Annotated in this window: 19 protein-coding genes, 1 tRNA gene and 1 pseudogene; 10 read left to right on the top strand and 11 right to left on the bottom strand. The window is 64.0% G+C overall.

What is annotated here, in order from left to right; all coding sequences use genetic code 11:
• The coding region (locus BN9444_RS15130) for an ATP-binding cassette domain-containing protein (RefSeq protein ID WP_478219562.1) at positions 1-565 on the top strand (565 nt) is incomplete at its 5' end.
• Between the two features lie 163 nt (positions 566-728).
• Positions 729-1478, top strand: coding sequence for a helix-turn-helix transcriptional regulator (locus tag BN9444_RS07085; RefSeq protein WP_068801654.1), 750 nt, complete (start codon positions 729-731; stop codon positions 1476-1478).
• Between the two features lie 99 nt (positions 1479-1577).
• Here the strand turns inward: BN9444_RS07085 and thrB are convergent, their stop codons facing one another.
• From thrB to argS, 4 genes and pseudogenes are all read right to left on the bottom strand, one after another.
• Entirely contained in the window at positions 1578-2507 is a 930-nt protein-coding gene (thrB, locus tag BN9444_RS07080) for a homoserine kinase (RefSeq protein ID WP_066490776.1), read from the bottom strand.
• Between the two features lie 24 nt (positions 2508-2531).
• A pseudogene (locus BN9444_RS07075) lies at positions 2532-3919 on the bottom strand (homoserine dehydrogenase).
• A 184-nt stretch (positions 3920-4103) separates the two neighbouring features.
• On the bottom strand, positions 4104-5447 hold the full coding sequence (lysA, locus tag BN9444_RS07070) for a diaminopimelate decarboxylase (RefSeq protein WP_066490773.1): 1344 nt from the start codon (positions 5445-5447) through the stop codon (positions 4104-4106).
• Positions 5448-7100, bottom strand: a complete 1653-nt coding sequence (argS, locus tag BN9444_RS07065; RefSeq protein WP_066490772.1) for an arginine--tRNA ligase — start codon at positions 7098-7100, stop codon at positions 5448-5450. It lies immediately after the preceding gene.
• A 226-nt stretch (positions 7101-7326) separates the two neighbouring features.
• On the opposite strand from argS, the gene BN9444_RS07060 reads away from it, so the two are divergent.
• The 6 genes from BN9444_RS07060 (at position 7327) to BN9444_RS07035 (ending at position 14368) form a co-directional block, all read left to right on the top strand.
• On the top strand, positions 7327-8979 hold the full coding sequence (locus BN9444_RS07060; RefSeq protein ID WP_066490769.1) for an L-lactate permease: 1653 nt from the start codon (positions 7327-7329) through the stop codon (positions 8977-8979).
• A gap of 405 nt (positions 8980-9384) precedes the next feature.
• The gene (locus BN9444_RS07055; protein WP_066490756.1) at positions 9385-10170 is read left to right on the top strand and encodes a (Fe-S)-binding protein; all 786 of its coding nucleotides are present in this window, start codon (positions 9385-9387) and stop codon (positions 10168-10170) included.
• A complete protein-coding gene (locus BN9444_RS07050) occupies positions 10170-11717 on the top strand; it encodes a LutB/LldF family L-lactate oxidation iron-sulfur protein (protein ID WP_068801653.1) in 1548 nt (515 codons plus the stop codon). The genes BN9444_RS07055 and BN9444_RS07050 overlap by 1 nt, the downstream gene beginning before the upstream one ends.
• The gene (locus BN9444_RS07045; protein WP_066490752.1) at positions 11717-12352 is read left to right on the top strand and encodes a LutC/YkgG family protein; all 636 of its coding nucleotides are present in this window, start codon (positions 11717-11719) and stop codon (positions 12350-12352) included. The genes BN9444_RS07050 and BN9444_RS07045 overlap by 1 nt, the downstream gene beginning before the upstream one ends.
• Before the next feature lie 225 nt (positions 12353-12577).
• Positions 12578-14176 (top strand): alpha/beta hydrolase, encoded by a 1599-nt coding sequence (locus tag BN9444_RS07040; protein ID WP_066509360.1) that lies wholly within the window; start codon positions 12578-12580, stop codon positions 14174-14176.
• 118 nt (positions 14177-14294) lie between these two features.
• Positions 14295-14368, top strand: a tRNA-Arg gene (locus BN9444_RS07035).
• A gap of 224 nt (positions 14369-14592) precedes the next feature.
• On the opposite strand, the gene BN9444_RS14515 is transcribed toward BN9444_RS07035, so the two are convergent.
• From BN9444_RS14515 to BN9444_RS07005, 7 genes are all read right to left on the bottom strand, one after another.
• Entirely contained in the window at positions 14593-14760 is a 168-nt protein-coding gene (locus BN9444_RS14515) for a hypothetical protein (RefSeq protein ID WP_154666904.1), read from the bottom strand.
• Positions 14761-14957: 197 nt separating this feature from the next.
• Positions 14958-15257 (bottom strand): molecular chaperone GrpE, encoded by a 300-nt coding sequence (locus BN9444_RS07030; RefSeq protein WP_066490747.1) that lies wholly within the window; start codon positions 15255-15257, stop codon positions 14958-14960.
• A 119-nt stretch (positions 15258-15376) separates the two neighbouring features.
• The gene (locus tag BN9444_RS07025; RefSeq protein WP_066490745.1) at positions 15377-15874 is read right to left on the bottom strand and encodes a MarR family winged helix-turn-helix transcriptional regulator; all 498 of its coding nucleotides are present in this window, start codon (positions 15872-15874) and stop codon (positions 15377-15379) included.
• Between the two features lie 270 nt (positions 15875-16144).
• Complete coding sequence (locus BN9444_RS07020; protein ID WP_066490737.1) at positions 16145-18862, bottom strand: AAA family ATPase; 2718 nt, start codon at positions 18860-18862, stop codon at positions 16145-16147.
• Between the two features lie 6 nt (positions 18863-18868).
• Positions 18869-20017 (bottom strand): metallophosphoesterase family protein, encoded by a 1149-nt coding sequence (locus BN9444_RS07015; RefSeq protein ID WP_066490733.1) that lies wholly within the window; start codon positions 20015-20017, stop codon positions 18869-18871.
• A gap of 78 nt (positions 20018-20095) precedes the next feature.
• Complete coding sequence (locus tag BN9444_RS07010; protein WP_066490730.1) at positions 20096-20962, bottom strand: SWIM zinc finger family protein; 867 nt, start codon at positions 20960-20962, stop codon at positions 20096-20098.
• Between the two features lie 3 nt (positions 20963-20965).
• Positions 20966-24124 carry a DEAD/DEAH box helicase gene (locus tag BN9444_RS07005; RefSeq protein ID WP_068801652.1) on the bottom strand — a complete coding sequence of 1053 codons (3159 nt, stop codon included), beginning with the start codon at positions 24122-24124 and terminating at the stop codon, positions 20966-20968.
• Positions 24125-24408: 284 nt separating this feature from the next.
• On the opposite strand from BN9444_RS07005, the gene putP reads away from it, so the two are divergent.
• Both putP and BN9444_RS06995 read left to right on the top strand, forming a co-directional pair.
• Positions 24409-25959 (top strand): sodium/proline symporter PutP, encoded by a 1551-nt coding sequence (gene putP / locus BN9444_RS07000; protein WP_077210057.1) that lies wholly within the window; start codon positions 24409-24411, stop codon positions 25957-25959.
• Positions 25960-26011: 52 nt separating this feature from the next.
• Positions 26012-26683, top strand: a complete 672-nt coding sequence (locus tag BN9444_RS06995; protein ID WP_231732301.1) for an HNH endonuclease family protein — start codon at positions 26012-26014, stop codon at positions 26681-26683.
• The last annotated feature ends 41 nt before the right edge of the window (positions 26684-26724 follow it).

Raw genomic sequence — 26724 nt, 5'->3', positions numbered from 1 at the left:
CGAGCCACTCGCCGCCGTGGACGTCGCCTCAGCCGCGCGGTGGCGCCGCTTTCTCCATGCCACCGCGCACGACCGTACGACACTCATGGTCACTCACAACGCGCTCGACGTCGCGGGACTCTCCTCCTTCGCGGCCGTACTCGAGGGCGGCCAGGTTGTCACCGCGGGCCCCACGGACACGCTGCTGCGCACGCCGCCCACGCCGTTCGTCGCGGGACTGGCGGGACTCGGGATGCTCCGTGTGACGGTCACCAGCACCGACGAGGTCGTGTGCGCTGGCACGCGACTGCGCGTCGACACCGATGGCCTGCCGGAAGGCGCCGCCGCGTTGGCCACGTTCCGACCGACGGCGGCCAACATCGTGGACTCAGACGACGGCCTGGCGGGCAAGGTCATCGCGGTCACGGCGACGACACTGGCGGATGCGACGGCGAGCGTCGACCTCGGCGCGGGCGTCGTGGACGTGCCCATCGATGCTGCCACCGCGGATGCCCTCACTCCGGGCATGAGCGTGCGCTGCCATATTCCAGCCTCAGAGCTCAAGGTCTACGCTGCAGCGTCGTAGCCTTACTTTCGGGGTGGTGTAATATTTACGGGGTTCGTGATGTTTATTACAACATCGCAGAAGAATGGGTACGCCGCTCTACGCGGAGTAATCTCAAAGCTGTTATCTCTTCGAGTGAACGTTTTCGCGCTCTGTTCAAGCGCTTGTCATCAAGGATGTGAGTATGCCTTCTACGCCGCGCTCATCCACTGAGCTCTTTCCCGAGGCCCTGCGCCTGTCTCCTAAGCAGCGCGAAGTTCTCACCACGCTGCAAGATTTCCCGCAAGGCGCACGCGCCGCGGAGATCGCAGACGAGCTCGACATGCATGTCAACACCGCCCGCGGCCACCTCGACGAACTCGTCGCCGCTGGTGCCGTGCGTGTGATTACCGCGCCCGCCAAAGGCCGCGGACGACCGTCGCTCATCTTCCAGGTGCGCATTCCGGACAACCGCTCCATCGCCGAGGAATACGTCGCGCTCATCAGCCTCATGGCGGAGATGCTCGCGGACAAAGACAGCCTTGACGATTTCCAGTCCGAGCAGGCCCGCGAGATTGGCCGCCGGTGGGCACAGACCATGACAGACTGCGGGCGCGACGGTGACGATCCGCTCTCCCCGCTCTACCGCAAGATGCGCGACATGGGCTTCGATCCCACCATCGACGCCCAGGAACTTAATTCCACCGGCGTCTCCGCGATGGAGCTGCATGCCTGCCCGTTCGTCGCGGCAGGCGTCCAGCCCTCCCCCTTCGTGTGTGCAGTCCACGACGGCTACCTCGACGAGCTCTCGCGCCGCGACCTCAAGGGACGCCTGCACCTCAAGCTCATTCCGAAGTCCGGAAACCGCATCTGCCAGGTTCACATCGAGCGCGTTGAGGCGGCTGAGCCCGCCGCTGCTGAGCCTGCGATGACGACTGCAGGCAGCGCAGCGTAAGACTAAAGCCCGAGCGGCGTGCTGCGGCTCGCGCCCCACGACGACAGCTCCCCTTGCCGTTGGCAAGGGGAGCTTTTGTCGTGCGTCTCTGTCCGGTGTCTAGGCCCGGGAGACGGTGACCTCGACGGGGCCTGCGACCTCGAGCTCGAGGACGCGCAGGCCAGCGGCGCGGGCGTCGTCGAGAATGGCGGCATCGATAGGCTCAGTGTGCAGGACCGCACAGGTCGGGCCCGCGCCGGAGAGGTACGCGGCGTAACCGCGGTTGCGCAGGCGGTTGACCCACTCTGCGGTCACCGGCAGGACGTCCGAACGGTACGGCTGGTGCAGGCGGTCGCGCGTGCCTTCCCAGAGCAGCTCCGGGTAGTGCTGAAGCGCTGCGACCTGGACGGCGGTACGCGACACGTTGAACGCGGCATCGGAATGCGTGACGTGCGACGGCAGCACGCGGCGCACAGCCTGCGTCGACGCGTGGAAGTCCGGGATGAGCGCAGTGACCTTGATGTCCGGGTGAACGTCAAGGGTTGCGGCCTTGTACTCCGGCGCGGTGCGGCCGTCGACGGGGACGGTGGTCCACGAGACGACGGCCTGGCCAAGGACAGACGCAGACGAGTTATCCGGATGACCCTCGAAAGCCGCAGAAAGCTGCACCAGCTGCTCATTGGTGAGCGGTGAGCCCGCCAGGCCGTTGCCAGCGGCGACGCCCGCGACGGCGGCGGAAGCCGAGGAGCCAAGCCCCCGCGACTGCGGGATGGTGTTATGGCAGACCACGCGCAGGCCCGGGGCGTGCGCGTCCGCGGCGGTGAGCGCCGCACGGATGGCCTTGACCACCAGGTGGGAGCCATCGTGCGGGAGCTCGTCCGCGCCCTCGCCGAAGATCTCCACCTCGAGGCCGGAGGCGGTGACCTCGACCTCAACGGTGTCGTAGAGGCTCAGCGCAATGCCGAGTGTGTCGTAACCGGGGCCCAGGTTCGCCGAGGAGGCCGGAACCTTCACCGTGGCGGTCGTGCCGACTTCAATGTCAATGCTCATGAAGAATTACCTTAGTCGAGCGGACTAGTTGTCGAGGCGGATCACGGAGTTGACCGCGTGGACGTCGTCAAGGCCAGAGAGGTGCTCGACAATGTCCGCGAGGACAGATTCGCGCGCAGCATGCGTGACGACGATGAGGCGGGCGGTCTCGCCGCGGTCCTCCTGGCGCACGGTACGCAGCGAGACGCCGAACTCGGCGAAGACGTTGGAGATAGCTGCGAGCACGCCGGTGCGGTCCGCGACCTCCATGTCGATGTGGTAGCGAGTCTCAACCTCGCCAAAGCTGGCGATGGGCAGGTGCGCGTAGGTGTTGTCCTCCGGAGCGCGGCCGCCGTGGACCTTGTTACGCGAGGCACCGACGAGGTCACCGAGGACGGCCGAGGCGGTCGGGTTACCGCCCGCACCGTTGCCGTAGAACATGAGGGAGCCTGCGGCCTCGGCCTCGACGAAGATCGCGTTGTAGGACTTGTTGACCGACGCCAGCGGGTGGTCCTTCGGCACGAGGGTCGGGTGGACGCGGGCGTTGACGGACTCGGTGCCGTCCGCAGCGGTGAGACGCTCGCAGATAGCGAGGAGCTTGATGGAGTAGCCAGCCCGGTCGGCGGCTTCGATGTCCTCGGCGGTGATCTTGGAGATGCCCTCGCAGTGGACGTCGTCGAATGTCACGCGCGTGTAGAAGCCGAGGGAGGCGAGGATGGCTGCCTTGGAGGCGGCGTCATGCCCCTCGACGTCGGCGGTGGGGTCTGCCTCAGCGTAGCCCAGCCGGGTGGCTTCGGCGAGCGCGTCCTCGTAGGAGGCGCCGGTGGTCTCCATCGCGTCGAGGATGAAGTTCGTGGTGCCGTTGACGATGCCGGAGATGCGCTGGATCTTGTCGCCCGCCAGCGAGCGGCGCAGCATGCCCACGACCGGGATGGCGGCGGCGACGGCGTGCGGGTCCATGGCTGGGGTCCACTGGACGACGGCGTTGCCCAGTGTGTCGATGCCGCGGCGGCCCGCGCGTCNGCGGCGTTAGCGGCGGCGGCGAGCTCATCCGCGTGCGCGGCTACGAGCGCCTTGTTGGCGGTCACGACAGACTTGCCGGCCCTGAGCGCAGCGAGGACGAGCTCGCGCGGGTAGTCGATGCCACCGATGACCTCGACGACGACGTCGACGTCGTCGCGGTTGATGAGCGCATGAGCATCCGTGGTGAGCAGCTCCGCAGGAACGCCCGGGCGCTCCTTGGAGGTGTCCGAGACAGCGATGCCGCGAACGGCGACGGGGCCGCCGATGCGCTGCTCAAAGTCGTTGGCATTTTCGTTGATGAGTCGGAACACCTCGGCACCAACGGTACCCATACCCAACAGCGCGATGCCGACGGTCGCGCCGATACCCTTGCCGTGGCCATAGGTGGTTGCTGCCTGGTTATTCGCCATGAGGTGTCCCCTTGAAAATAGTGGGTGTAATAATTGCTTCCGCTCATAATACAGACCCCTCGGTCTACTCGCGCACTAGTCCCCCGCCGATGGGCGGCACATCAGTAGGAGAAAACGTCCGACGCCCCGCTGAACTGGGAATTCCAGGCTGCGGGGCGTGAATAAATATTGCGTGCGGTGGGCTTTAGTCGGCCTCGAGAGCGAGCAGATCCGCGACGGTTTCGCGGCGCAGCATGAGGCTGGCATCGCCATTGCGCACGGACACGATGGCTGGACGCAGCGCACCGTTGTAACGCGAGGACATCATGTACTGGTACGCGCCCGTCGTAGCAAAAGCGACGAGGTCGCCCGTCGTGATGTCGCCGGGGAGCGTGCGCTCGTCGATGAGAATATCGCCGGACTCGCAGTGGAAGCCCACGACGCGGGAGTCGACGGACGTGGCCTCGGTCTCGCGGCCGACGAGACGTACGTCGTACTCGGAGCCGTAGAGAGCCGGACGGATATTGTCCGACATGCCGCCGTCAACGGACAGATAGCGGCGGATGGGCAGCTCGGCCTTGCCGGTTTCCACGTCCTTGACGGTACCGATGCGGTAGAGCGTGACCGCAGACGCGCCCACGAGGGAGCGGCCGGGCTCGACGAGGACGAAGGGTGCGGCGATGCCGAGCTCCTGGGCCGTGCGGTCTACGGCGGCCAGCAGATCCGCGGCGAGCGACGCGACATCGAGGGCTTGCTCGTATTCCATGTAGGGAATGCCAAAGCCGCCGCCGAGATCGAGCTCGGGCAAGGCGACGCCGAGCTCGGTGTGGATACGCTTGTAGAGCGCGAGCACGCGCTCGGCGGCAAGCTTGAAGCCCTCCGCGTTGAAGACGGACGAGCCGACATGGCAGTGCAAGCCCACGAGGTTGAGGTTGGAGGCCTCGAGGCACGCGCGGGCTGCGTCGAAGGCGGCGCCGGTAGCGAGCGAGATTCCGAACTTCTGGTCCTCGTGCGAGGTGGCGATGAACTCGTGCGTGTGGGCGTCGACACCGGGCTTCACGCGGATCATGACGTTCTGGACGCGACCCGCCGCGGCGGCAATCTCGTTGAGCTGCGCCAGCTCGCCCTCGTTGTCCAGCACGACGTGAGCCACGCCGTTGTCGACGCAGAGCTCGAGGTACTCCTTTTCCTTGTTATTGCCGTGCGCGGTCATGCGCGACGGCGGGAAGTTCGCGGCGAGCGCGATCTTGCACTCGTTGAGCGAAGCGACGTCAAGGCACAGGCCTTCCTCGTTGACCCAATTGACCACGCGCTTGGTGATAAACGCCTTGGACGCGTAGTGGATGTGGTCCGGGCCTCCGAAGGCGTCCGCCATCTCTCGGCAGCGCGCACGGAAGTCGTCTTCGTCGAAGACGTAGAGCGGCGTGCCGAACTGCTCGGCGAGCTCCGGCAGCGGGACGCCGGCAATGGTGACGACGCCGTCCTCCTCGCGGCGGGCGTTGCGCGGCCACACGTGCGCCGGCAGCGTGTTGAAGTCCGTCGTGCTCACTTACATCTTCTCCGGCGTGGACACGCCCACCATGGTAAGGGCGTTGGCGAGGACCTGACGGGCGGCATCAGCCAGCGCGAGGCGCGCGGAGTGGATCGGCTCGGCTTCCTCGCCAGCCTTGGGCAGGACCTGGCACTGATCGTAGAAACGGTGGAAGACGCTGGCCAGCTCCTCAGCGTAACGCGCGATGCGGTGCGGCTCGCGGAAGTTCGCGGCGGCCTTAACGACCTCCGGGAACTCGCCGAGGGTACGGATGAGGTCACCCTCCTTGTCGTGCGTGAGCAGCGCGAGGTCCGCGCCCTCTGCGGACACGCCGATCTCAGACGCCTTGCGCAGGATGGAGCAGATACGAGCGTGGCCATACTGCACGTAGTAGACCGGGTTGTCCGAGGACTGCGAGGTCCACAGCCCCAGGTCGATATCGAGCGAAGAGTCGACGGAGGAACGCACCAGCGAGTAGCGAGCGCCGTCGACGCCGATGGCCTCGACCAAGTCATCGAGGGTAATGACGGTGCCGGCGCGCTTGGACATCTTCACGGCGACACCATCGCGCAGCAGGTTGACCATCTGGCCAATGAGGACCTCGACCTGGTTCGGGTCGTAGCCCATGGCCGCGGCGGCCGCGCGCAGGCGCGCGATGTAGCCGTGGTGGTCCGCGCCGAGCATGTAGATGGCGAGGTCGTGGCCGCGGTCAAACTTATCCGCGACGTAGGCGATATCGCCCGCGATGTAGGCGGCGTCGCCGTCGGATTTGATAACCACGCGGTCCTTGTCGTCGCCGTAGTCGGTGGATTTCAGCCACCAGGCGCCGTCCTCGAAGTAGAGCTTGCCATTGTCCTTCAAGTGAGCGACGGCCTTCTCCACCGCGCCAGACTCGAAGAGGGAGTTCTCATGGAAGTAGACGTCAAAGTCGACGCCGAACTCGTGGAGGGAGTCCTTGATGTGCGCGAACATCATCTCCACGCCCGAGGCGCGGAACTTCTCGCGGATCTCGTCCTCGGTGCCCTCCAGGGCGTCCGGAACCTGCTCCATAACCTTGGCCGCGATCTCCTGGATATAGTCTCCGCCGTAGCCATCCTCCGGGGTCGGCTCACCCTTTGCGGCGGCAACGAGGGAGTTAGAGAAGCGGTCGATCTGGCGGCCGTGATCGTTGAAGTAGTACTCGCGGGTCACGGCGGCGCCGGAGGCCTCGAGCACGCGGCCGAGGGAGTCGCCCACGGCGGCCCAGCGGGTGCCGCCCAGGTGGATGGGGCCGGTAGGGTTCGCGGAGACGAACTCGAGGTTTATCTTCTTGCCCGCGTATTCCTCGTTGGAGCCGAACGCAGCGCCAGCCTCGCGGACCTGAGCAACGATGGCGCCCTGCGCGGCGGCGGCCAAGCGGATATTAAGGAAGCCGGGACCGGCGACCTCGGCGGAGTCGATGGCGGCGTCGGCCGAGAGGGCATCGGCAAGCCAGGTAGCAAGCTCGCGCGGGTTGGCGCCGGCCTTCTTAGCGACCTGAAGGGCGAGGTTGGTGGCGTAGTCGCCGTGTTCCGGGTTGCGGGGGCGCTCGACGGTCACGGACTCGGGCAGGACGGAGGCGTCCAGATCGTGCGCGGCCATGACGGTCGCGGCGGTGTCGCGAATGAGCACGGAAAGATCTGCAGGATTCATAGGGACAAATTCTATAGGTCATGCACGGCCGGGGCACCATTAGTCCCTGCTGGACCGCGGCAGGTTGCACGCAGCTGCCCCCGTCTGGCGTGAGGTAGATGTCATAGAACCGACAAATGTGGAATAAATCGCTAACCCCGGTTTAGTCTAAGAAAGACCAACCCATCCTCTTTATCGATCGAGCAGGGCTACCGTGTCCTGTTCTGCCTAGGGAAAGCGAGTTCGTATGAACACCTTTCAGATCACGACAGATGCCATAGCTGGCTCGCCGGCGCTCACCGCGCTGGTGTCCATCTTGCCGCTCGTCGCCTTCTTCATCATGCTGCTGGGTATTAAGGCCCGCGCGCACACCTCTGGCGCCGTCGCGTTGCTCGTGGCGCTTCTCATCGCCATCTTCGGCTTCGACATGTCCTTCGGCATGGCCGTCTCTTCCGCCGTGCGCGGCGGGCTCTTTGGCTTACTGCCCATCGTCTGGGTCATCGTCACCGCTATCTGGTTCTACGAGATCACCGTCGCCTCGGGACGCTTTGAGGATCTGCGCAAGACCTTCGACCTTCTCGGCGACGGCGATATCCGCATCCAAGCCATCCTCATCGCCTTCTGCTTTGGCGGACTGCTCGAGGCCCTCGCCGGCTTCGGCGCTCCGGTCGCTATTACCGCGACGATGATTCTGGCGCTCGGTGTCAAGCCGCTCAAGGCCGCCACCGTCGTGCTCATCGCAAACACCGCTCCGGTGGCCTTCGGCGCCGTGGGCATTCCCGTCACCACCGCCGGTGAGGTGGGCGGCCGCACCGTCGAACAGACCGCGGACATCGCAGGCCTCATCTCCTCCATCGTCTTCCTCATCGCAGCCGCCGTGCCGTTCTTCATTCTCTTCATCCTTGATGGCTGGCGCGGCGTGAAGGAAGCTGCTCCGGCCGCCGGCGTCGTGGGCATCTCCTTCGCCATCGCGCAGTGGCTCGCGGCGAATTTCTTTGCCTACCAGCTCACCAACGTCATCGCCTGCATCGTCTCGCTCGGCTGTGCGTTTGCATTCCTGCGCGTGTGGAAGCCCAAGAACGTCGACGCCCTGCGTGAGCGCATGGGTCTGCCGGCGCAGGAGACCTCCACGGACCTCACCGGCTCCCGCATCTGGATGGCCTTGCTTCCCTATGCCGTCGTCACCGCCGTCTTCGGCCTGGCCACCGCCGTACCGGCTCTCTTCGGCTTCCTCAAGGTGAAGTTCGCCTGGCCGCTGCTCGATGGCACCGTGCTCGCCACGGACGGCAAGCCCATGGACACCGCGTTTAGCTTCAACGTCTTTGGCAACCCGGGCTCGCTGCTACTTATTGCTGGCATCATCGTGGCGGTCATTTACATGTTCTTCAACGAAAACGGCCGCTACACGCTCAAGGCTTCGGACCCCGTCACGAAGTTTGGCGACGTGGCCAACCGCATGAAATGGTCGGCCCTCACCATCATCCTGGTCCTAGCGCTCGCCTACACCATGAACTACTCGGGCCAGACCATCGCGATTGGCGAGTTCGTGGCCTCGGCCGGCGGCATCTTCGCCCTCTTCTCCCCTGTCCTCGGTTGGATCGGTACCGCCGTGACTGGCTCGGATACCTCCGCCAACGCCCTCTTCGCCAACCTCCAGGTCACCGCCGCCAACAATATTGGCGTGAACCCGGACCTCATGCTCGCCTCGAATACCGCCGGCGGCGTCGTGGGCAAGATGATCTCCCCGCAGTCGCTCGCCATTGCCGCGACCGCCGTCCAAATGGAAGGCCAGGAGTCCAAGATCCTCAAGGCCGTCGTGGGCTACTCCGCACTCTTCCTCGTGGTGGTCTGCGTTATTGTCTTCCTCATGACGAACGCGCTCGGCTTCCTGGTTCCCTAAAAGCACTTTCCGCACGCCCCGCCCACGCTGGCTTTCCTTCAGCCAGCGCGGGCGGGCTTTGTGCGTTCTTGGCGGTTCCAAGACGACCATACTATGGATTGCCCTCCCGAATTACCCCCGTTTTCTTGTGATGAAATCCTCACGCCCGTTCGGAAATCCGGCTTCCCGGCCCGTCTTTTAATAGCGGGCGCGCAGGTAGCGAATTCCGCAACACTAATGTTGCGGAATAAGCGCAGCTAGAAGCCTATTTTTGCGTCGAATTTACACACCATGCGCGGTACTATTTCATACATAACCCCATAACACGTACAACCCAGCGGTCAGTGTCCGTTTCCGTGGAAAATGCTGGCTTCAGCCCTCATCGAGACAACAGGCAGTACTGCTGGAACCCAAAGGAGCGCATACATGCGTATTGCACTGTTTTCCACGTGCATCGGCGACGCCCTGTTCCCAGATGCTCACAAGGCCACGGCCCTCATCCTCTCGCGCCTCGGCCACGAGGTTGTCTTCCCGGAGGAACAGACCTGCTGCGGCCAGATGCACTTCAACACCGGTTACCAGAAGGAGTCGCTGGGCATGATCCGCTCTTACGCGGATGCCTTCGCAGACCCGTCCATCGACTACGTCGTCGCCGCCTCCGGCTCCTGCGTGGGCGCCGTACGTGAGAAGCACGTGCAGCTCGCAGACCGCCACGGCACCGCCGCGGACGTGGACGGCGCGAAGAAGGCCGCGGGCAAGACGTATGACCTCCCGGAGTTCCTCGTGGACATCGCAGGTGTCACCAACGTCGGTGCCTTCTTCCCGCACCGCGTGACGTACCACTCCTCCTGCCACGGCCTACGCTTCCTCAAACTGGGCGACCGCCCGTACCAGCTGCTCGAGCAGGTCGAAGGCATCGACCTCGTCCCGCTGCAGAACGCGGAAGAGTGCTGTGGCTTCGGCGGTACCTTCTCGCTGAAGAACCCCGAGGTCTCCCAGTCCATGTCCTTCGACAAGGCTCGCCACATCAAGGAGACGGAGGCTGAATACGTCACCGGCGGCGACTCTTCCTGCCTCATGAACATCGCCGGTACCCTGTCCCGTCAGCGCTCCGGCATCCGCGCCGTCCACATGGCGGAAATTCTGGCGTCCACCAAGGAGCACCCGTGGACCCCGAAGTCGGCCGCCTACTCCAAGGAGAAGATGCTCTAATGACCACGTTCCTCGACACCACTCCGCCGCGCTCCCCTGAGGGCGTGGGCAACCTCCGCGGTGACCGCGGCTTCGTCCCTGCCGCGCACGATGGCCTCAACAACGCCACGCAGCGCCGCAACCTCCAGCACGCCACCACCACCATTCGTAACAAGCGCCAGCACGCGGTCGATGAGACCCCGGACTGGCAGCAGCTGCGCGACGCTGGCTCCGCCCTCAAGGAAGACGTCGCAGCTCGCATGCCGGAACTCCTCCTCCAGTTTGAGGAGCAGGTCACCAAGCGCGGTGGCCACGTCCACTGGGCACGCGATAACAAGGAAGCCAATGAGATCATCACCTCCCTCATCCGCGCCGAGGGCGTCCAGGATGTCGTGAAGATCAAGTCCATGGCGACCCAGGAAATCGGTCTAAACGAGCACCTCGAAGCCGAGGGCATCCACGCCCAGGAGACCGACCTCGCCGAGCTCATCGTCCAGCTGGGTGACGACAAGCCGTCGCACATTCTGGTTCCGGCCATCCACCGCAACCGCGCCGAGATTCGCGATATCTTCGTCAACAAGATGCCGAACACCACGGACGAACTCAAGGCCGAGCCGTCCGAGCTGGCCGAGGCCTCCCGTCTCTTCCTGCGCGAGCAGTTCATGAAGGCGAAGGTCGCCATCTCCGGCGCTAACTTCGGTGTGGCGGAGACCGGCACCATCAACATCGTGGAGTCCGAGGGCAACGGCCGCATGTGCCTCACCCTTCCGGAGACCCTCATCACCGTCATGGGTATTGAGAAACTCGTGCCGAAGTTCCAGGATCTCGAGGTCTTCCTCCAGCTGCTGCCGCGTTCGTCTACGGCAGAGCGCATGAACCCCTACACCTCCATGTGGGCGGGTGTGACGGAAGGCGACGGCCCGAAAAACTTCCACATCGTGCTCCTCGACAACGGCCGTACCGCCGCCCTGTCGAGCCCCATCGGCCACCAGGCCCTCAAGTGCATCCGCTGCTCCGCGTGCCTCAACGTCTGCCCGGTCTACGAGCGCGCCGGCGGCCACGCCTACGGCTCCGTCTACCCGGGCCCCATCGGCATCTCGCTTACCCCGCAGCTCACCGGCATCAAGGACCACCACGATCCGTCGGCCTCCCTGCCGTACGCTTGCTCGCTGTGTGGTCGTTGTGACGAAGTCTGTCCGGTGAAGATTCCGCTCACCGAGGTCATCCTCGAAAACCGCCACCAGAAGGTTGAGCACGCCGCCCCGCCCATCGAGCCCAAGCTCTTCGGCGCCGTGGGCCTGCTCTGGAACCACCCGCAGCTGTGGGACAAAGTTACCCGCGTCGTCGCTCTGGGCCGCGTGCTCGGCGGCTTCAACGGCGTCATGGAATCCCTGCCGCTGTTCCTATCCGGCTGGTCCGCAGGCCGCGACACCGCGGTGCCGCCAAAGAAGTCCTTCCGTCAATGGTTTGAAACCGAGGACGCCAAGGACCTGCTCGCCCAGGCGCGTGCCGAGGGCCTGCCCACCAATGCCCTCTCGAACGCTCCCCAGAAAGGCGAAGACAAGTAATGGACGCCAAGACTGAGATCCTGCAGCGCATCCGCACCGCCCAGAAGCAGGCAGGTCTCCCCGACCACGTAGAGATCCCCCGCGAGTACCAGACCAAGGGCACGCTCAACGCGCAGGAGCTGCATGAGATGCTCATCGACCGCCTCGTAGACTACAAGGCGGACGTGCACGAGGCCGCCGAGTCTGAGCTGCCGCAGAAGATCGCAGAGATCCTCCAGCAGCGCGGCTGCTCCGACGTGCGCTACGCCGAGGGCATGGACGCTTCCCTGCTCGAGGCCTTCAATGCCGCGGGCGGCCACGCTACTCCGGACTCCCGCGAATCCGACCCGCGTGAGCTCAACGACGTCGATGCCGTCGTCACCGAGTCCCACGTCTCTTCCGCGCAGACCGGCACCATCGTGCTCGAGGCAGGCCCGCTCTGCGGCCGCCGTGCTCTCTCGCTCGTGCCGGACCGCCACCTCGTCATCGTGCGCCCGGACCAGGTTGTCTACGGCGTGCCGGAGATGGTCTCCCGTATCAACCCGGATTACCCAGCCACGTGGATTTCCGGCCCGTCGGCCACCTCGGACATCGAGCTCTCCCGCGTGGAGGGCGTCCACGGCCCGCGTGACCTCATCGTGCTGCTCGTGAAGTAAAACGCCTCCGCGACCCGCCACGGGTCACCACGCCCCGCTCGCGCATCTTTCCGATGCCGCCGGCGGGGCGTTGTGCTGTCGCGCGGCGCCCCGCACGGCACGGGTCAGCTGCGCCATGTAGCCAGCTTTGTTACAGTAAAAAGTAGTTCCAATAGTCTCTGTCGTCCCGTCTCCCGGGCCACCACAACGCCCGCGGCGGGAACGGTCCGTCTTGCAAGGAGTTGTGTGTCTACTAGTCCCCGTCCTCTCCGCGGCCTGCTCGCCACTCTGGCGGCAGCCGCGACGCTGCTTTCCCCGAGCATGGTCGCTCAACCTGCCGCACAGGCTCAACCCCAGGCTGAGAATCGGCCAGCCATCGCGTGGGAAGACTGCCCCGCTGAGGTCACTATCGACCGCGCGCAGTGTGGCCGTGTCACGGTCCCCACGTATTACGGTCACCCAGATCGCGGCACGATTTCCGTCGGCTTCGTCAAGGTGCCCGCGGCCAATCCTTCTGCACGCCGTGGTGCGCTCTTTACCAACCCGGGCGGCCCGGGCGGCGACGCCTACGGGTGGGCTGGCAATGACGCAATTGCGTGGCCACAGGCCGTGCGCGACGAGTGGGACGTCATCGGCGTCCAGCCCCGCGGCCTGCCCGGCTCCACGCCAGTGCGCTGTGAGGAAGCAGGAGGCAGCGAAGCTGACGTTTTCCTTGCCTACGGCAAGCTAGTGCGTGACGCCTGTGAGAAGGGTACGCCGGGCTACACGAACTCGCTCACCACGGAGAATACCGCGCGTGACTGGGAGGAAGTGCGCAAGGCCCTGGGCGAGGACCGCATCTCCATCGCAGGCCTCAGCTACGGCACGTTCCTCGGCTCGACGTATGCCACGCTCTTCCCGCAGCACACGGACCGCGTCGTGCTCGACTCCGCCATGGGAACGAGCCTCACGTGGAACGGCCTCCTGCCCGCACAGCGTGCCGGCTATGAGGGCGCCTACCACGATCTCTTCGCGTACATCGCGGCCAACGACGCACGCTTCCACCTCGGCACGACACCTCTGGCGGTCTACGAGCGCTGGGCTGCTCGCATCCAGCGCGAATCCGGCGTGCGCCCCACCACGCTCCCGCCGAACGCGAAGATTGGCGACCTACCGCCCGGTCTTGAGGTCGTGGGCCAGCCCGGCGCCGATCTCATGACGGCCACGGGCGCGCTGCGCGCCAACGCCAATTTCCTTGCAGACAAGGTGACGCATCCCAACTCCGTGCCCGTGACGTCTACGACCTTCGCGATCACACGCGAGGTCGGCCCGCGCCCCGAGACGTGGGAGAAGTTCGCCGAACACCTCGCAGGACAGCGCGACATGGCCGCGGAGGGGATCGGCGGCCTCAGCGAGCAGGACCAACAGAAATTCATGGACGCGGCCATGCAGGCGCAAAATATGCAGGCGCTCATCATGTGCAACGAGAACACCGTTCCTGGCGACCCCACGCAGCTGCCGCTGCTCGTCTGGTCCAACTTCGTGACGGGCGACTTCAATGACGTTTTTCCGGCGCTGTGGGGCTCTGGCACCGCCTGCAGCGGCCGCGGCCCGGTAGCCACCCCGGTCAAGCTCAGCGGCGCACACCTGGCGACCCGCCCGCTCATGCTCTCCGGCACCCGCGACCCGCAGACGCCGTACCGCTACCAAGGCGAAATCCGTGACGCCATGGGCGCCCACCAGGTCACCGTCAACGGTCCGGGCCACGGCCACTTTGCTCTCGGCAACAAGGCCGTGGATGACATCGTGGTGGACTACCTGCGCACCGGTCATACCGCCGCTACCTCGGCACCGGGGCTGCACTAGGATTTTCACTCAGTCCAGCCACCACGCCACCCCGGGGCAATTCCTGTTCCGGGAAGGGTGTGAGTTAAACTATTCCTCGTTGCGTGCGCAGTGCCCGGCGGTGCTGCGCACAGCACATGCCTCCGTAGCTCAGCGGATTAGAGCATCGGTTTCCGGTACCGAAGGTCGCAGGTTCGATCCCTGTCGGGGGCACAATAAAAATCCCGTTGACCAGCAGAAATGTTGGCCAACGGGATTTTGTTTGCACGTCTCAACGTTCGGCCCCTCGCCACTATCACGCGGCCAGCGAGCAACCGCTCAACGCTGCTCGCTATGCAGCTGTGTCATGTAGGGGTTCAGGGACGAAAGAGCAGTGCGCCAAGACAACGAACGGCCCCGGCAAGTGCCGGAGCCGACGCGCTAAAGCTCAAGGTTAATTAGAAGAGGGAACCCATCTCAATGTAGTGCATACCCATGAGAGCGGCCATCCACACGATGGCCGAGAGGATGAACATCGGGATGGCAAAAAGGAATTCCTTCGCGATGCCGTTGTCAGCTTCGCGGGCGGCAGCTTCTTGCTTTTCGGTTTCCAGACGAGTGCTCATGTCGTCATTCCTTTCGTTCATCCTTTAAGACCAGGAAGGCCGCAACGGCACTTCGATGACGTTCTGGTCTCTTAATAACCCTTATTAGAGTAGCAGGTGGCGCCCCATATCTCCCTATCGATCCGGAGATATTTCGTTACCATACGGTTACCTAGTGCTAACAGCCCCCTTACGGGGTAGACAGAAAGTTCGAGCGCCTACACGCCCGGATCTTCGCCCGCTTCCAGCGCGTCAAGGAACGCCTCACGGTCCGCGAACATGCGCTCAATATCTTCCTCGGGACCGACAATCCACAGCCCAGATTCTTCGTCGAAGGTCACGGCGTCCTCCGCGTGGCGCGCGAAGACCTCCTCCATGAGGTCGAGCTGCTCCTCGGTAGCCGTATCATCTTCAAAAGACGCCGGATCCCCGAGCCGCGGCGACTCCTCGCGCAACTCTGTCACGCCGTACTCCGCGTACTGGCGCAGGGGGTGCTCAAATAATTCTTGACCCATCATGTCCGCCATTCTATGGCACACAGACAAAAGAAGACCTCGCGTTACCTATTCTTTAAAACGGTGCCGCGGGGTATCAGGGCGCTACAGAACGCTCCTACTTGCCAATGTCGCGCGGTAACTTAAGCTTCGCCCTGGGCCGGCACGTGAACGCCGGAGGAGAAGTCCACCGGATGGTCCACCACTGCGGCGAAGTACTTCTTCAACACCTCGACGTCAGCCATGTCCATTGGGTCAAAGACCAGCTGGCGCACGGACTCAACGTGATCCGGGGCAGCCGCCTCAAGGCGTTCCAGGCCAGCGTCGGTGATGCGCACAACGACACCGCGAGCGTCACCCACGGACTTCATCTTCTGCACGAGACCGCGACGCTCCATGCGCGTGACCTGGTGCGAGGTGCGGGAGCGGTCCCAGTCCAGATCCGCGCACAGCTCGCGCAGACGCAGCTGCTGCTCGGGAGCCTCAGACAGCGAAACAAGAACAGAGAACTCCGACACGGAGAGATCGCCACGCGCCATGAGCGCCTCATCCATGCCGCGGTTGATTTTACGAATGGTGCCGAGAATATCGCGCCAGAGCTCCTGCTCTTCCGCGTTAAGCCATCGAGGTTCTGTAGTCACCTCAACAAGGGTAGCACTTCAACGCACTTTAACAAACCAATAAATGAGTTTCTTTTGTGGTCTACCTGCGACTTTAGCGGATTCATATAACGAGTTTTTACCTTAAATTCAGAAAACATATCATAACAACGTAATTAATGAAGTCGCCGCGGAGTACAATAGTGACACCGTAAACAGTTGTTCACTAAGGACTATCTAAGGTTTCGTTGTGCTATTCAACCATTCGCCCCACCCTGCCGGCCGTGCATGCCAGGGTGGGGCGTCAAAGAATTACCGACCCGCAAGTGGAACACGTTTCAAATCTTCGATGTCGAACTCGACGCGACCAGGGATCCACTCATAACGCTCAGGCATACACGTGAGCACAATGACCTGGCTGTGACGACCGGCATCCGCGAAGATGGTGGACATAAGTTCTAGGCGCTGCGAGTCCGTGGAACCCAATGCGTCGTCAATGATGACAGGCACACCAGCATTCGACTCTCCCCCACCCTCCGCATCATCGCCCACCATGTCGGCGATAGCCAGACGCGTGAGAATGCCCAGCTGCTCTTTCGCACCACCGGACAACGCGTCGAGGTCGACCGTGACGCCGCCGCGTGTGCGGCTGGCAATGCGCAGTTCCTCATCCAGGTCGAATGTGATGTCGCCGCCGAAAAGGGAACGCGCGAGCTGTCCCAGGCGGTCAGCAAACGGTGCCGCGTACCGCTGGCGTGCGGCCGTCTGGTGCTCCTGGAGCACTTCGTAGAGACGACGCGCGGCAGCAGCGCGACGCTGCACGGCCGCGAGCTTTTGCTGCGCCAGCTCTTCAGCAGCAAGGGCAAGCTCAAGTTCTTCTGCCGCGCCGGAGGCTGCCGAGATATAAGACTCCATCCTGAGCATCTCCTTCTCGGCGGTGCTGATGGTGTTCTCCAGAGTCTCGACGCGCGTCTGTGCGCCCACCACCAGCTTCTGTGCCAGCGTCGGGTCGTTGTCTGCAAGCTCGCGCTCAACCGTCTCCAGCTGTTCCTCCAGTTCACTCAGCGCCGTCTTCGCGGCCTCCGCCGCCGCCTGCAGATCCTTGACGCTGCCGGCCTCTGCGGCTGCAGCCACGGCTTTCTGCGCACGCTCAACGTTTTCGCGGACTGCCTTTTCGTTCTGTTGCACCGCGATGAGTTCCGCCTGCGCCTGGCGGCGTTGCAGCGGTTCAAGGCGGGCCGCGGCCTTGTCGACCTCGGCGTCAGCGGTCTCAAATGCGTCGTGTGTTTCCTTGCGGGCTTCTTCTGCTTCGGCGACGCTGAGTTCTTCCGCAGTGTCTTTGACACCAGCAGCCGCAACCTCGAGCTGTGCCTCCAGGGCGCCCAGCTGTGCACGCAAGTCGCCGAGCTCCTCGCCACGCAGCGCAGAGCGCAAGTCGGCCTCGGCCCGGGAGAGGTGCTCCCCCACTTCGCGGTGTGCGTCACGGGTCGCGCGGACCTCATCCACGTCTACGCACTCGAGCTCCTGCAGAATATCGGCGAGCGCGGCACGTGCCTTGTCTTCACGCGCACGCGCGTCCCCGCTCGCTGCAGCACCTGCATCGAAGCGAGCAGAAATGCCAGCAATATCCAGCACGGTGCCGTTATCGAGCGCGACAGTCACATCCTCATCAGCGGGCAGCGCACGCTCCTCGCCGTCAACGGTGACGCTCGAGTCCTTGCCCGAACGCAGAATCAGCTTGGCCGCCGCCTGCTCACGCAGGGAGGCAGCAAGCTCGACCTCGTTGGAGGCCTTTTCAGCACGCGTGACGTCAGCATCCGTGATGACACGACCCCGCGCAGCGGCGACCTCGCGGGCGTCCTTCACCGCCGCGTCGAGGCCATCGAGTTCGCTCACGCGCTCGCGCAGCTGGGCCAGGCGTTGACGGTCCTGGGCGTGTTCAGCAGCGACACGGGCAGCATCGCGGGCCGTGCGTGCTTCATCACGCACAGCCTTCGCCTTAGTGAGCGCCGCGGTGAGCTCCTCGACGGTCTCTTCTTCTTCCCTGGCGGCGGTCTCTGCGGCAGCGACGGCCTCAACGGCCGTCTTCAGTTGAGTTTCGTACTCCTCCAGGTTGCTGCGCAGCTCTTCCCGGCGCGCGAGGTCCTGGTCTGCGCGCTCAGAGTCGAGACGTGCGCGTTCCACGCCTTGGCGCTGTTGTTCCACGGCGGCAGCCATCTGCGTCGCCTTCGCCGCGGATGCTTCGCGCTCCTCCAGAACGGAGCGTGCCTCAGGCAGATCCTCACGCGCGCGCTCGAGCTTGTCATTCGCGCGAGCGTGACTGTCCACGAAGCCTGCAAGTTCATCAACCTTCTTCTGCTTCTGCGCGGCCTCGGCAACGCAGGCCTCGTGGTTCTTCTCCGCCTTGTTCAGTTCACCGGAGGCGCGCCCCTTCTCCGTGTAGTAACGGCGAAACTCGTCCGAGACGCGGCGCATGAGGTCAGTGTCGTCACCGAATGAGGTCTCGGCGTCCGTGCCGGTCTCGCGCTCCAGCGCCGCAGTCAGCGACGGCACGCCAGCTGCGGCGATGCCCTCATCAAGCTGGTCTTGGCGCAGGAAGAGCGTCGCCAGCAGAGCCTTGTCGAGATGTTCAGCGATAATCTCGTCGAGTCGTGCCTGAGCATCCGGACCGGTGAGGCTCTCGTGCTTCGGCGAGGTAATCTCCAGCTCCGTCTTCGAGCCTTTGATAAAGCGCTTATACAGCTTGAAGTCATAAGGGCCAATGCTCATGGACACGGTGACCTCGGGTGCCTCGTCCACGTCCACGGGTTTGAGCCACATGACACCGCGATCGGACAGCGTCTTATCGCGCGCTGTTTTCGCCGTGGACCCGGCACGCTCCAAAAGCGCGATGCCGAGCGCGTCGAGGATGGTCGACTTACCCGCCTCGTTGCCGCCATGAATAACGATGACGCCGGTATCCGGAAAATTGTCGGCTCGCAGGTGGCGCACGCCGCGGACGTTGTTCAATTCGATGGAATGAATACGCATGGTGGTTTAGGCTCCCTTGGCAGTAAGACGGAACAGCAGATTAGTGGCATCGCGCGCTTCGAGGTCGCCAGCGCTCATATCCTCGACGAGTTCTTCCAGCGCCGACGCGGCGAAGCCGGTAAGTCCGAGGTTGTCGAGCTCATCCGGGTCGGGCTCGGTCACCAAGTCCATAAGGCGCTCGCGCGGATAAAGCGCGGCAAAGATATCAGTGAGTTCATCAAGCCCTGATTCCAGCGCGCGCTGTGCGGTCAGACTCAGCGTGCCGGTGAGACCGTACTTGATGACGGTGCGGTCCTTATTCTCATAGGCACGCAGCTGCGACAGGAAAGACTCCACGTCTTCGAGGGAGTCAAGCTCCGCGGACACAGCGTCAAAGCGCCACTGCCCCACGTGGTGCTTTTCTACCGTCACCGTAGCCGGTCCCGTGCCGTCCTTTTCGATGGTGACCACGAGAGCATTGCCGGAATCACGCTCGCCGTTATCCGTCTCGAGGCCATGGAAATCCGTCACTTCGGGCGAACCAGAGAACCACACCGCGCCAGTCGCCGAGAGGTTCTGGGTTGAGTGCGTATCGCCCAAAGCAAGGTAATCGATAGAGCCGGAGCGAACGGCCTGCTCGACCTGCGCTAAGTCAATCTCTGCTGGCGAAGGCGTGGAGGTACGCGAGGAGACCTGGCCGTGGCCCACTGCGATCCGGATATTCTCCGTGGGCTCAAGTCCCTGCAGGGCCTCAGCAACGAGGTCACGGTTGACATGCTTGGTAAGCAACGGAGCCCCCACGAGCTCGACACCGTCGGCCACCTCCTGTGGCACGCTATCGCCCAAGACATAGACGTTCTCCGCAGTCGCGGTACGGAAAATCGAGTCAGCCACGAGAGGATCATGGTTGCCCGGCAACAGGTAAACAGGCACCGGCAGACCAGCGAGCACCTCATTGGCGCGGCCGGTGGTCTGGCGCGTAAGAGAGTTATGTTCAAAGACGTCTCCGGCGGCGACAATAAACTGCGCGCCGGTGCGCGTGGCGAGCTCGCCCAGGCGCTCAACGGCGGCAAGACGGGCGGCGCTAAAGCGGGCCTGTGCCTCGCCTTCGAGGAACCAGCGCTGCATTCCCCACTGGAAGTCCGAGGTATGGATAAAAGTTACGCGTTGAGTCATGGCTCCACCATAAAACAGGGGGTCGACATGACGCCGAGTTATATCGAACGCGCCGGCTAGGAGTCTTGCTGCATGCCTTTAGCGCTGCACCAAAAAATCGTAGAGTTCTTCGATATCGCTCACGGCGCGCAACAATTCGAGATTGGTGTGCGTGACAGAGCGCAAGGCCTTCCGGAGCAGATCCATATCGGAGTCCTCAAGGGCCGGCGCGATCTTGGGCTCAGGAATATCGGGCAGGCCGCGGCCGTTCCAGAACAGCTGGTTGCGCTCCGCGGAGTCCAGACCGGAGTTCGGCGAATACGCGTCGCGGGAAGCTTCCTGAGCTTGGGCCATCATGGACTGTTCCAGCGTGGCGAAGCTCAGGCCGCGCATGGCGAAGACGACGGAAGGGTCGGCGTCCATGCGCGCGGCGAGGCGGTCGACCACCGCCACGATGTGCTTGCAGAATGGAGCGTGATCCGGGCACGAGCAGCTAAAGCGCACGTCGTCGGGGTCCTCACCCAACAGGATATCGAGGACGCGGACGGGCAGGAGGCCGTCACGCGCGTCACGGATGGCATTGGGAGTGCGCGCCATAATCTCGCTGACCTGGCCCACATCGTCGTTGCTGCGGTACGGCAGCTGGATGAGCACGGCGAAGGGCTCGTTTTGGCTGCCGGCCACACGCCCGTGAATGGCGCCATTGCGCACGTCAAGGCCGACGACGTTGCCCGCATGAGCGTAGTCACGCCCGCGCGCCAAGCGTCCGGCGTCGACTTCCTTGCTCATGAAGGACACGAGGCGCGTCGCGGCCGGAGACATAGAGGATCCGGAGTGGTTGACGCGGTCGACCTTGAGGACCTCGTCCTGCGTAGTCACGCGCTTGCGCGTGCCGAAGTTGACGTAGGTGACGTTGTCAGGCGTCGAGCCATCGTTCGTTGCGTCGCCCGTGGTTGAATCCGCCATGGCCTACTCCCTTCCCCTATAGCTCATAAGATCAGCCAGCTGCTCGGGGCTGAGCTCGGTGAGCCAGCCTTCGCCTTCGCCCACGATGGCGCCGGCGAGCTGCATCTTGCCGTCGAGGATGTCCTGGATGGATTCCTCGAGCGTGCCCGCCGTAATCATCTTGTAGACCTGCACGTTGCGCTCCTGGCCGATGCGGAAGGCGCGGTCCGTGGCCTGATTTTCCACGGCGGGGTTCCACCAGCGGTCCATGTGGACCACGATATTCGCCGCCGTGAGGTTAAGGCCCGTGCCGCCCGCCTTGAGCGAAAGAATCATCACCGGCGGCCCATCGGGCGCCTGGAAACTCTCCACCATCTGGTCACGCTTATTTTTCGTCACGCCGCCGTGTAGGAACGGAATCTCACGGCCGAGTTGCTCCGTGAGGTAAGGCTGCAGGATATCGCCAAAGGCCTTGTACTGTGTGAAGACGAGAATGCGCTCGCCGGTCTGCGTGGCCTCATCGACAATGCGCATGAGTTCGCGAACCTTGCCAGAGCGGTGTTTGCCGCGAATGGTCACGGCGCTACCATCGCCCAAGTAGTGCGCCGGGTGGTTACAAATCTGCTTAATGTGTGTGAGCGAGGCGAGCACGAGGCCGCGGCGCGCCATGCCCTTCGTTTCCTCCAAGCGCCGCTGGATGGAGTCGACGAGCGCTTTATACAGCGCCGCCTGCTCCGAAGTCATCTCCACGGTAACGATCTGCTCGGACTTCTCCGGCAGGTCATCGATGATGGTGGGGTCAGTCTTCAGGCGCCGCAGGATAAAGGGCGCGATGAGCTGGCGCAGCCGCTCGGCCAGGCCAGGGTCATCCCCGCGTTCGATGGGCTTGGCAAAGTGGTTGCGGAAGAAGCTCGCCGAGCCCAGGACGCCCGGGTTACAGAAGTCGAGGATGGAACGCATCTCGCTCAGACGATTTTCCACCGGGGTGCCCGTGAGAGCTAACCGATGCCGCGACGGCAACGAGCGCACAGCCCGCGAGGCCCGCGTGCCGGAGTTCTTAATGGCTTGCGCCTCGTCGAGCACGACGCGGTCCCAGTCCACTTCGCCAAGCATGAGGAAGTCCCGCGAGGCCGTGCCGTACGAGGTGATGACGAGGTCGTAGTCGCGTGCCTTGTCCACGAAATCCTGATCGCGCAGGCGCTGCGAGCCATGCTGGACGAGGACTTTGAAGCTCGGCACGAACTTCGCGGCCTCGCGTGCCCAGTTACCTACGACGGAGGTGGGCGCGATGACGAGCGTAGGGCCGGGCTTCGCTTCCTCCGCAGCCGCGGCGGCGGCGTGCTCGACCGCGAGCAAGGAAAGCAGCTGCAGCGTCTTGCCCAGGCCCATGTCGTCCGCGAGCACCGCGCCGATATCGTTCTGGGACATCCAGTAAAGCCAGTCCACGCCGCGGCGCTGGTAATCGCGCAGCTCCGCATGCACCGTGTCCGGAATGTCGACGCGCTTGGGCGCCGGGGTCTCCATGCCGCCAAGCAAGGAGTTGAACCAGCCGCTGCCGGTGAACTCGATCGGGTCCTTGGCCATCGCCTCGAGCGCGAGCTGGCGCAGTTCCGCGACGGTGACCTCGCCGAAGTCTGCGTCGTCCGCGGCCTCGTTGAACTCCGCAAGCCGGCGCTGGACGTCCGCGATCTGGTCTTCCCAGCCCGGCGTGCCCAAGTCTCGAGCGTGCTCGGCGCGTATGAGGTCGCGTTCGAGTTCCTTCTTCATCCGCTCGCGCGATTGCTTGGCCAGCTTGGACATGTAGTCGCTAATCCGCGTGATGGACGCCGTATCCGCCATCACCCAGTTGCCGCGCAGGCGGATAAGTCCAGATTTCGAGGCGATGAGTTCGTCCATCTCGTCGTCGGTGAGCTCAATATCGCCCACGGACAGGCGCCAGTCATACTTAACCAGCTTTTCCATGCCGAGGTGGCGCTTCGTCGCGCCGTCCGCCCCGGAGTCAGCCTCGCGGGTCTCCAGTTTGGCGGTGGTCTCCATCTGGGACCATGCTTTGGGCAACATAACGTTGATCCCGGCCGTGCGCAGCGCCGCAGCGTCTGCGCCCACGAATTGAAGCAGGTCCTCGGTGCTGAGATAGACATCCCAGTCGCCCGCGTTCTCGTAGTAGCGGTCCGGCTCGCGCGAGCCCTCCTGTGCCAAGCGCGGCGCGATCTCGATGGCGCGGCGGCGCACGTCGCGCAGGCGCTCCACGCTCGTGCGGTCGAGCTGGCTCGTGCGGATGGGCTGCGGCGCATCCGTGCCCGAGCGCACGGCAAGGCGCACCGGCCACGTCGTATCCTGCCATCCCGGAGTAAAACTTTCGTCCCCGTCGTCTCCGGCACTGGAGGCGGCGGCAAAGCCGGGAGCGGGGGCATCGGCAAGCTCCTGCTCCGCCGGCGGCTCCTCGACGATGACCACAAGCTGGAGGTCGACCTGGGTAATGGAATCCTTCCACTCGTTCAGCCCGCGCAGGAGCTGGGCGCGGCCGCGCTTGACCGCCGTGGTCCGCAGGAGGGCATCGACGAACTCGTGCCACGGGTAAGGGCGAATCTGCGTGCGGAGGTCCTCGAGCTCAACGTAGGTAATCCAGTGCGTGAGCTCGTCCGCCATGTCATCAGTGAGCGCCCGGTTATTGACGGTAAGGATGCCGGGAGCCGCCGCGACCATCTCCGCGAGCCAGCCGCGCTCCCCCAGGCCTGAGGCAAGCTGCCACATGGGGAACCACTCGCCGGACTGGTAGTTCAGGCGCATGGTCACGCGCCCCGCGCGCACGAACTTCGTGAGTCCCTCATACGCACGCACGAGCCAGAGTAGATCCGGGGCGAGGCTTTCGCGCTGCTCTAGGCTCACGCCCGGCGCGCGCCGCGACACGGCGGTGAGCTGGCTTAAAATCTTCACCGTCTCATCTGGGCCAAACATGGCCATGGGCACCATGAGCGAGACGTCTTTGCCCTTGGGCGTGCGCAGCGTCATGCGTGCACGGTTGCGGAAAGATTTATTAGCAAGGATCTGATCCACGACCGCGGGGAAGGTGCCCTCCGGCACCGCGGCAGGCGTGATGATCTTGTGCCCTTCGACCTGTTCAATCCATAAACCTAGCCCGGAGACCGGCAGCCAGATTCCATGCACAAGGTACGAAGACATAACGACCATTCTAACATTCTGACCCCACCGCGCCGCCTGTCGGGTTTTCGCTGGACGCCGCACTGTAAGCCGCAGCGCTATCGCACGTAGGTTCGGGTTTATAGAATGATTTGACTAAAACGCCACGATCCACCAGTGTGTTCCGTACCATAGTGCGGGACAGACTCATCCGTAGGTCACGCTGTGTCCTGCGCAACTCTGTGTGTGGCTTACGCTCACCGCGGGCCCCCTTACAGAGCACAACTCCCGCAGTACACGACTCTCTACAACCAAAGGAGGCGTGAGTGACTACCTCAACCTGGTACGTACTCGCCATCATCATTTATCTCTTTGTCATGCTTGCGATCGGTTATTGGTCGTACAAGCAGACGAGCCAGTATGACGACTACGTCCTGGGTGGGCGTGGTCTCAACCCCTTCGTCGCGGCGCTTTCGGCCGGCGCCTCGGATATGTCCGGTTGGCTGCTCATGGGCCTGCCCGGCGCGCTCTTCCTCACCGGTTTCTCCGAGCTGTGGATGGCCATCGGTCTTACCGTCGGCGCCTGGTTCAACTGGAAGCTCGTGGCCCCGCGCCTGCGTGCCTACTCGGAGGTCGCCAACAACTCGATTACGGTGCCCTCCTTCTTTGAAAACCGCGTGCACGATCACTCGCGCGTGCTGCGTATCGTCGCTGCACTCGTCATCATCTTCTTCTTTACCTTCTACGTCTCCTCCGGCATGGTCTCCGGCGGCCGCTATTTCGAGTCGACGTTCCAGGGCGACTACTTGACCGGCATGCTCATCGTTGCTGCGGTGACGGTGGCCTACACCTTCATCGGCGGCTTCCTCGCGGTGTCCTACACGGACGCAGTTCAGGGCATGCTCATGTTCGCCGCGCTCATTATCGTCCCCGTCATGGCGATCATCGCGCTGGATAACCCGGCCGATATCTTCTCCTTCGCTGCGGAGAACCCCTACGCCACGGGCGGCGCTATTGAGAACCCACAGTATTTCTCGCTGTTCTCCGGCGTCTCCGCCGCTGTCATCATCGGCAACCTCGCTTGGGGCCTGGGCTACTTCGGCCAGCCGCACATCATCGTGCGCTTCATGGCGCTGCGCTCGCCTGCCGATGCCGCCACGGGCCGCCGCGTGGGCATTGGCTGGATGGCTCTGTCCATCCTCGGCGCCGTCTTCGTGGCGCTGGCCGGTACGGTCTTCTTCACCAACACCGACCACTCGATTACGGACCAGGAGAATTACGAGACCATCTTCTTGGACATGGCGCAGATCATGTTCCACCCGCTCGTCGCCGGCCTCGTGCTCACCGCGGTCCTTGCCGCCATTATGTCGACGATGTCCTCGCAGCTGCTCGTCGTCTCCTCCTCGCTCATCGAGGATCTCTTCACCATCGTCAAGAAAGACAAGCCCTCGGACGCGGTCATGATGAACCTCTCGCGCACCGCCGTCGTCGCCGTCGCCGTCCTCGCCGCCGTGCTCGCGATTAATCCGAACGACTCCATCTTGGGCCTCGTCTCCTTCGCCTGGGCCGGCTTCGGCGCCGCCTTCGGCCCACTGGTTCTGTTCTCCCTGTTCTGGAAGCGTCTCAACGCCCCTGGCGCCATCGCAGGCATGATTACCGGTGCCGTCGTCACCATCGTGTGGGGCATGACCTCCCTGGGCGACCTTATCTACGAGATTGTCCCCGGCTTCGCCGCCGCCGCGATCGTCACCTGGGTCGTGTCGCTTGCCACCGCCGCACCTCGCCCGGAGACTACCGCGGAGTTCGACGCCGCACAGGAGCTCATCGCGAAGGCCAACCGCGATAAGAACTTCCAGTTCGAAGGCGCCGCCGATTAACGAGCACCGTCTACGCGGAACCTTTCGCCGCGCCGGCCAGTCCAACTAAGTCGTGAATGCTTTTCTTCGCGACTCCGTGACTGCCCGGCGCGTGTACGTTTTTCTCCTCACTCTCGCCACCCTCGCCTTTCTCGTGCCCCGCTGGCTCAGTCCTCCCGCCTGGCTGTTTCCGCCAGGGCCTACCGATGCCACCCTTCCAGAACCTCGCACCCTCCTCACCGCCGTCCCCGTCGCCCCGGGCGAGCGCCACCGCGTCGTGGGCTACGAGCGCGAGGCCTTTGGCGACGGCTGGGGCAGGGCACGCGTGACGGGTCTCGAGCACTGCACGTCCCGGGAGGCAGCGCTTGCCGTGCAGTCGCGTCCGCGCGCCACGAGCTGCGAACCGGCTGCTGTCATTGAAGATCTCTATGCCGACACGCGCGTCTTCTCCACGGAAAGGCTCGAGGCTGACCACGTCTTTCCGCTTGCCGCCGCGTGGGACATGGGCGCCTGGGCGTGGGACGACGCGCGGCGCGTGGAGTTTGCCAACGACCCGCTCAACCTGGTTATCACCACGCGCGCGGCCAACCAAGACAAGTCTGACCAACTCCCCTCGCGCTGGATGCCGCCCGCGCGCACGCGGCATTGCTGGTACGCTCAGCGGCTGGCCGCCGTCGCCTACGCCTATTCCCTACCGTTGCCGGCCGCGGACCATAGAGCAGTGCGTCGCGCCTGCCGGTTGTAATTCCCCGTGCCCCCGGTTCGCGAAAGACCCTGTTCGCCTAT

The organism is Corynebacterium phoceense (assembly GCF_900092335.1).
Lineage (GTDB): Bacteria > Actinomycetota > Actinomycetes > Mycobacteriales > Mycobacteriaceae > Corynebacterium > Corynebacterium phoceense.
This window is presented reverse-complemented; position numbering and strand designations above follow the sequence as displayed.

Bases quoted from the DNA above. Each gene is read 5' to 3' on its own strand.
- BN9444_RS07060 (WP_066490769.1), top strand. From the start codon at position 7,327: ATGAACACCTTTCAGATCACGACAGATGCCATAGCTGGCTCGCCGGCG.
- BN9444_RS14515 (WP_154666904.1), bottom strand. From the start codon at position 14,760: ATGAGCACTCGTCTGGAAACCGAAAAGCAAGAAGCTGCCGCCCGCGAA.
- BN9444_RS07005 (WP_068801652.1), bottom strand. From the start codon at position 24,124: ATGTCTTCGTACCTTGTGCATGGAATCTGGCTGCCGGTCTCCGGGCTA.
- BN9444_RS07015 (WP_066490733.1), bottom strand. From the start codon at position 20,017: ATGACTCAACGCGTAACTTTTATCCATACCTCGGACTTCCAGTGGGGA.
- BN9444_RS07020 (WP_066490737.1), bottom strand. From the start codon at position 18,862: ATGCGTATTCATTCCATCGAATTGAACAACGTCCGCGGCGTGCGCCAC.
- BN9444_RS07055 (WP_066490756.1), top strand. From the start codon at position 9,385: ATGCGTATTGCACTGTTTTCCACGTGCATCGGCGACGCCCTGTTCCCA.
- BN9444_RS07050 (WP_068801653.1), top strand. From the start codon at position 10,170: ATGACCACGTTCCTCGACACCACTCCGCCGCGCTCCCCTGAGGGCGTG.
- argS (WP_066490772.1), bottom strand. From the start codon at position 7,100: ATGAATCCTGCAGATCTTTCCGTGCTCATTCGCGACACCGCCGCGACC.
- BN9444_RS07045 (WP_066490752.1), top strand. From the start codon at position 11,717: ATGGACGCCAAGACTGAGATCCTGCAGCGCATCCGCACCGCCCAGAAG.
- BN9444_RS07085 (WP_068801654.1), top strand. From the start codon at position 729: ATGCCTTCTACGCCGCGCTCATCCACTGAGCTCTTTCCCGAGGCCCTG.
- BN9444_RS07030 (WP_066490747.1), bottom strand. From the start codon at position 15,257: ATGATGGGTCAAGAATTATTTGAGCACCCCCTGCGCCAGTACGCGGAG.
- thrB (WP_066490776.1), bottom strand. From the start codon at position 2,507: ATGAGCATTGACATTGAAGTCGGCACGACCGCCACGGTGAAGGTTCCG.
- BN9444_RS07010 (WP_066490730.1), bottom strand. From the start codon at position 20,962: ATGGCGGATTCAACCACGGGCGACGCAACGAACGATGGCTCGACGCCT.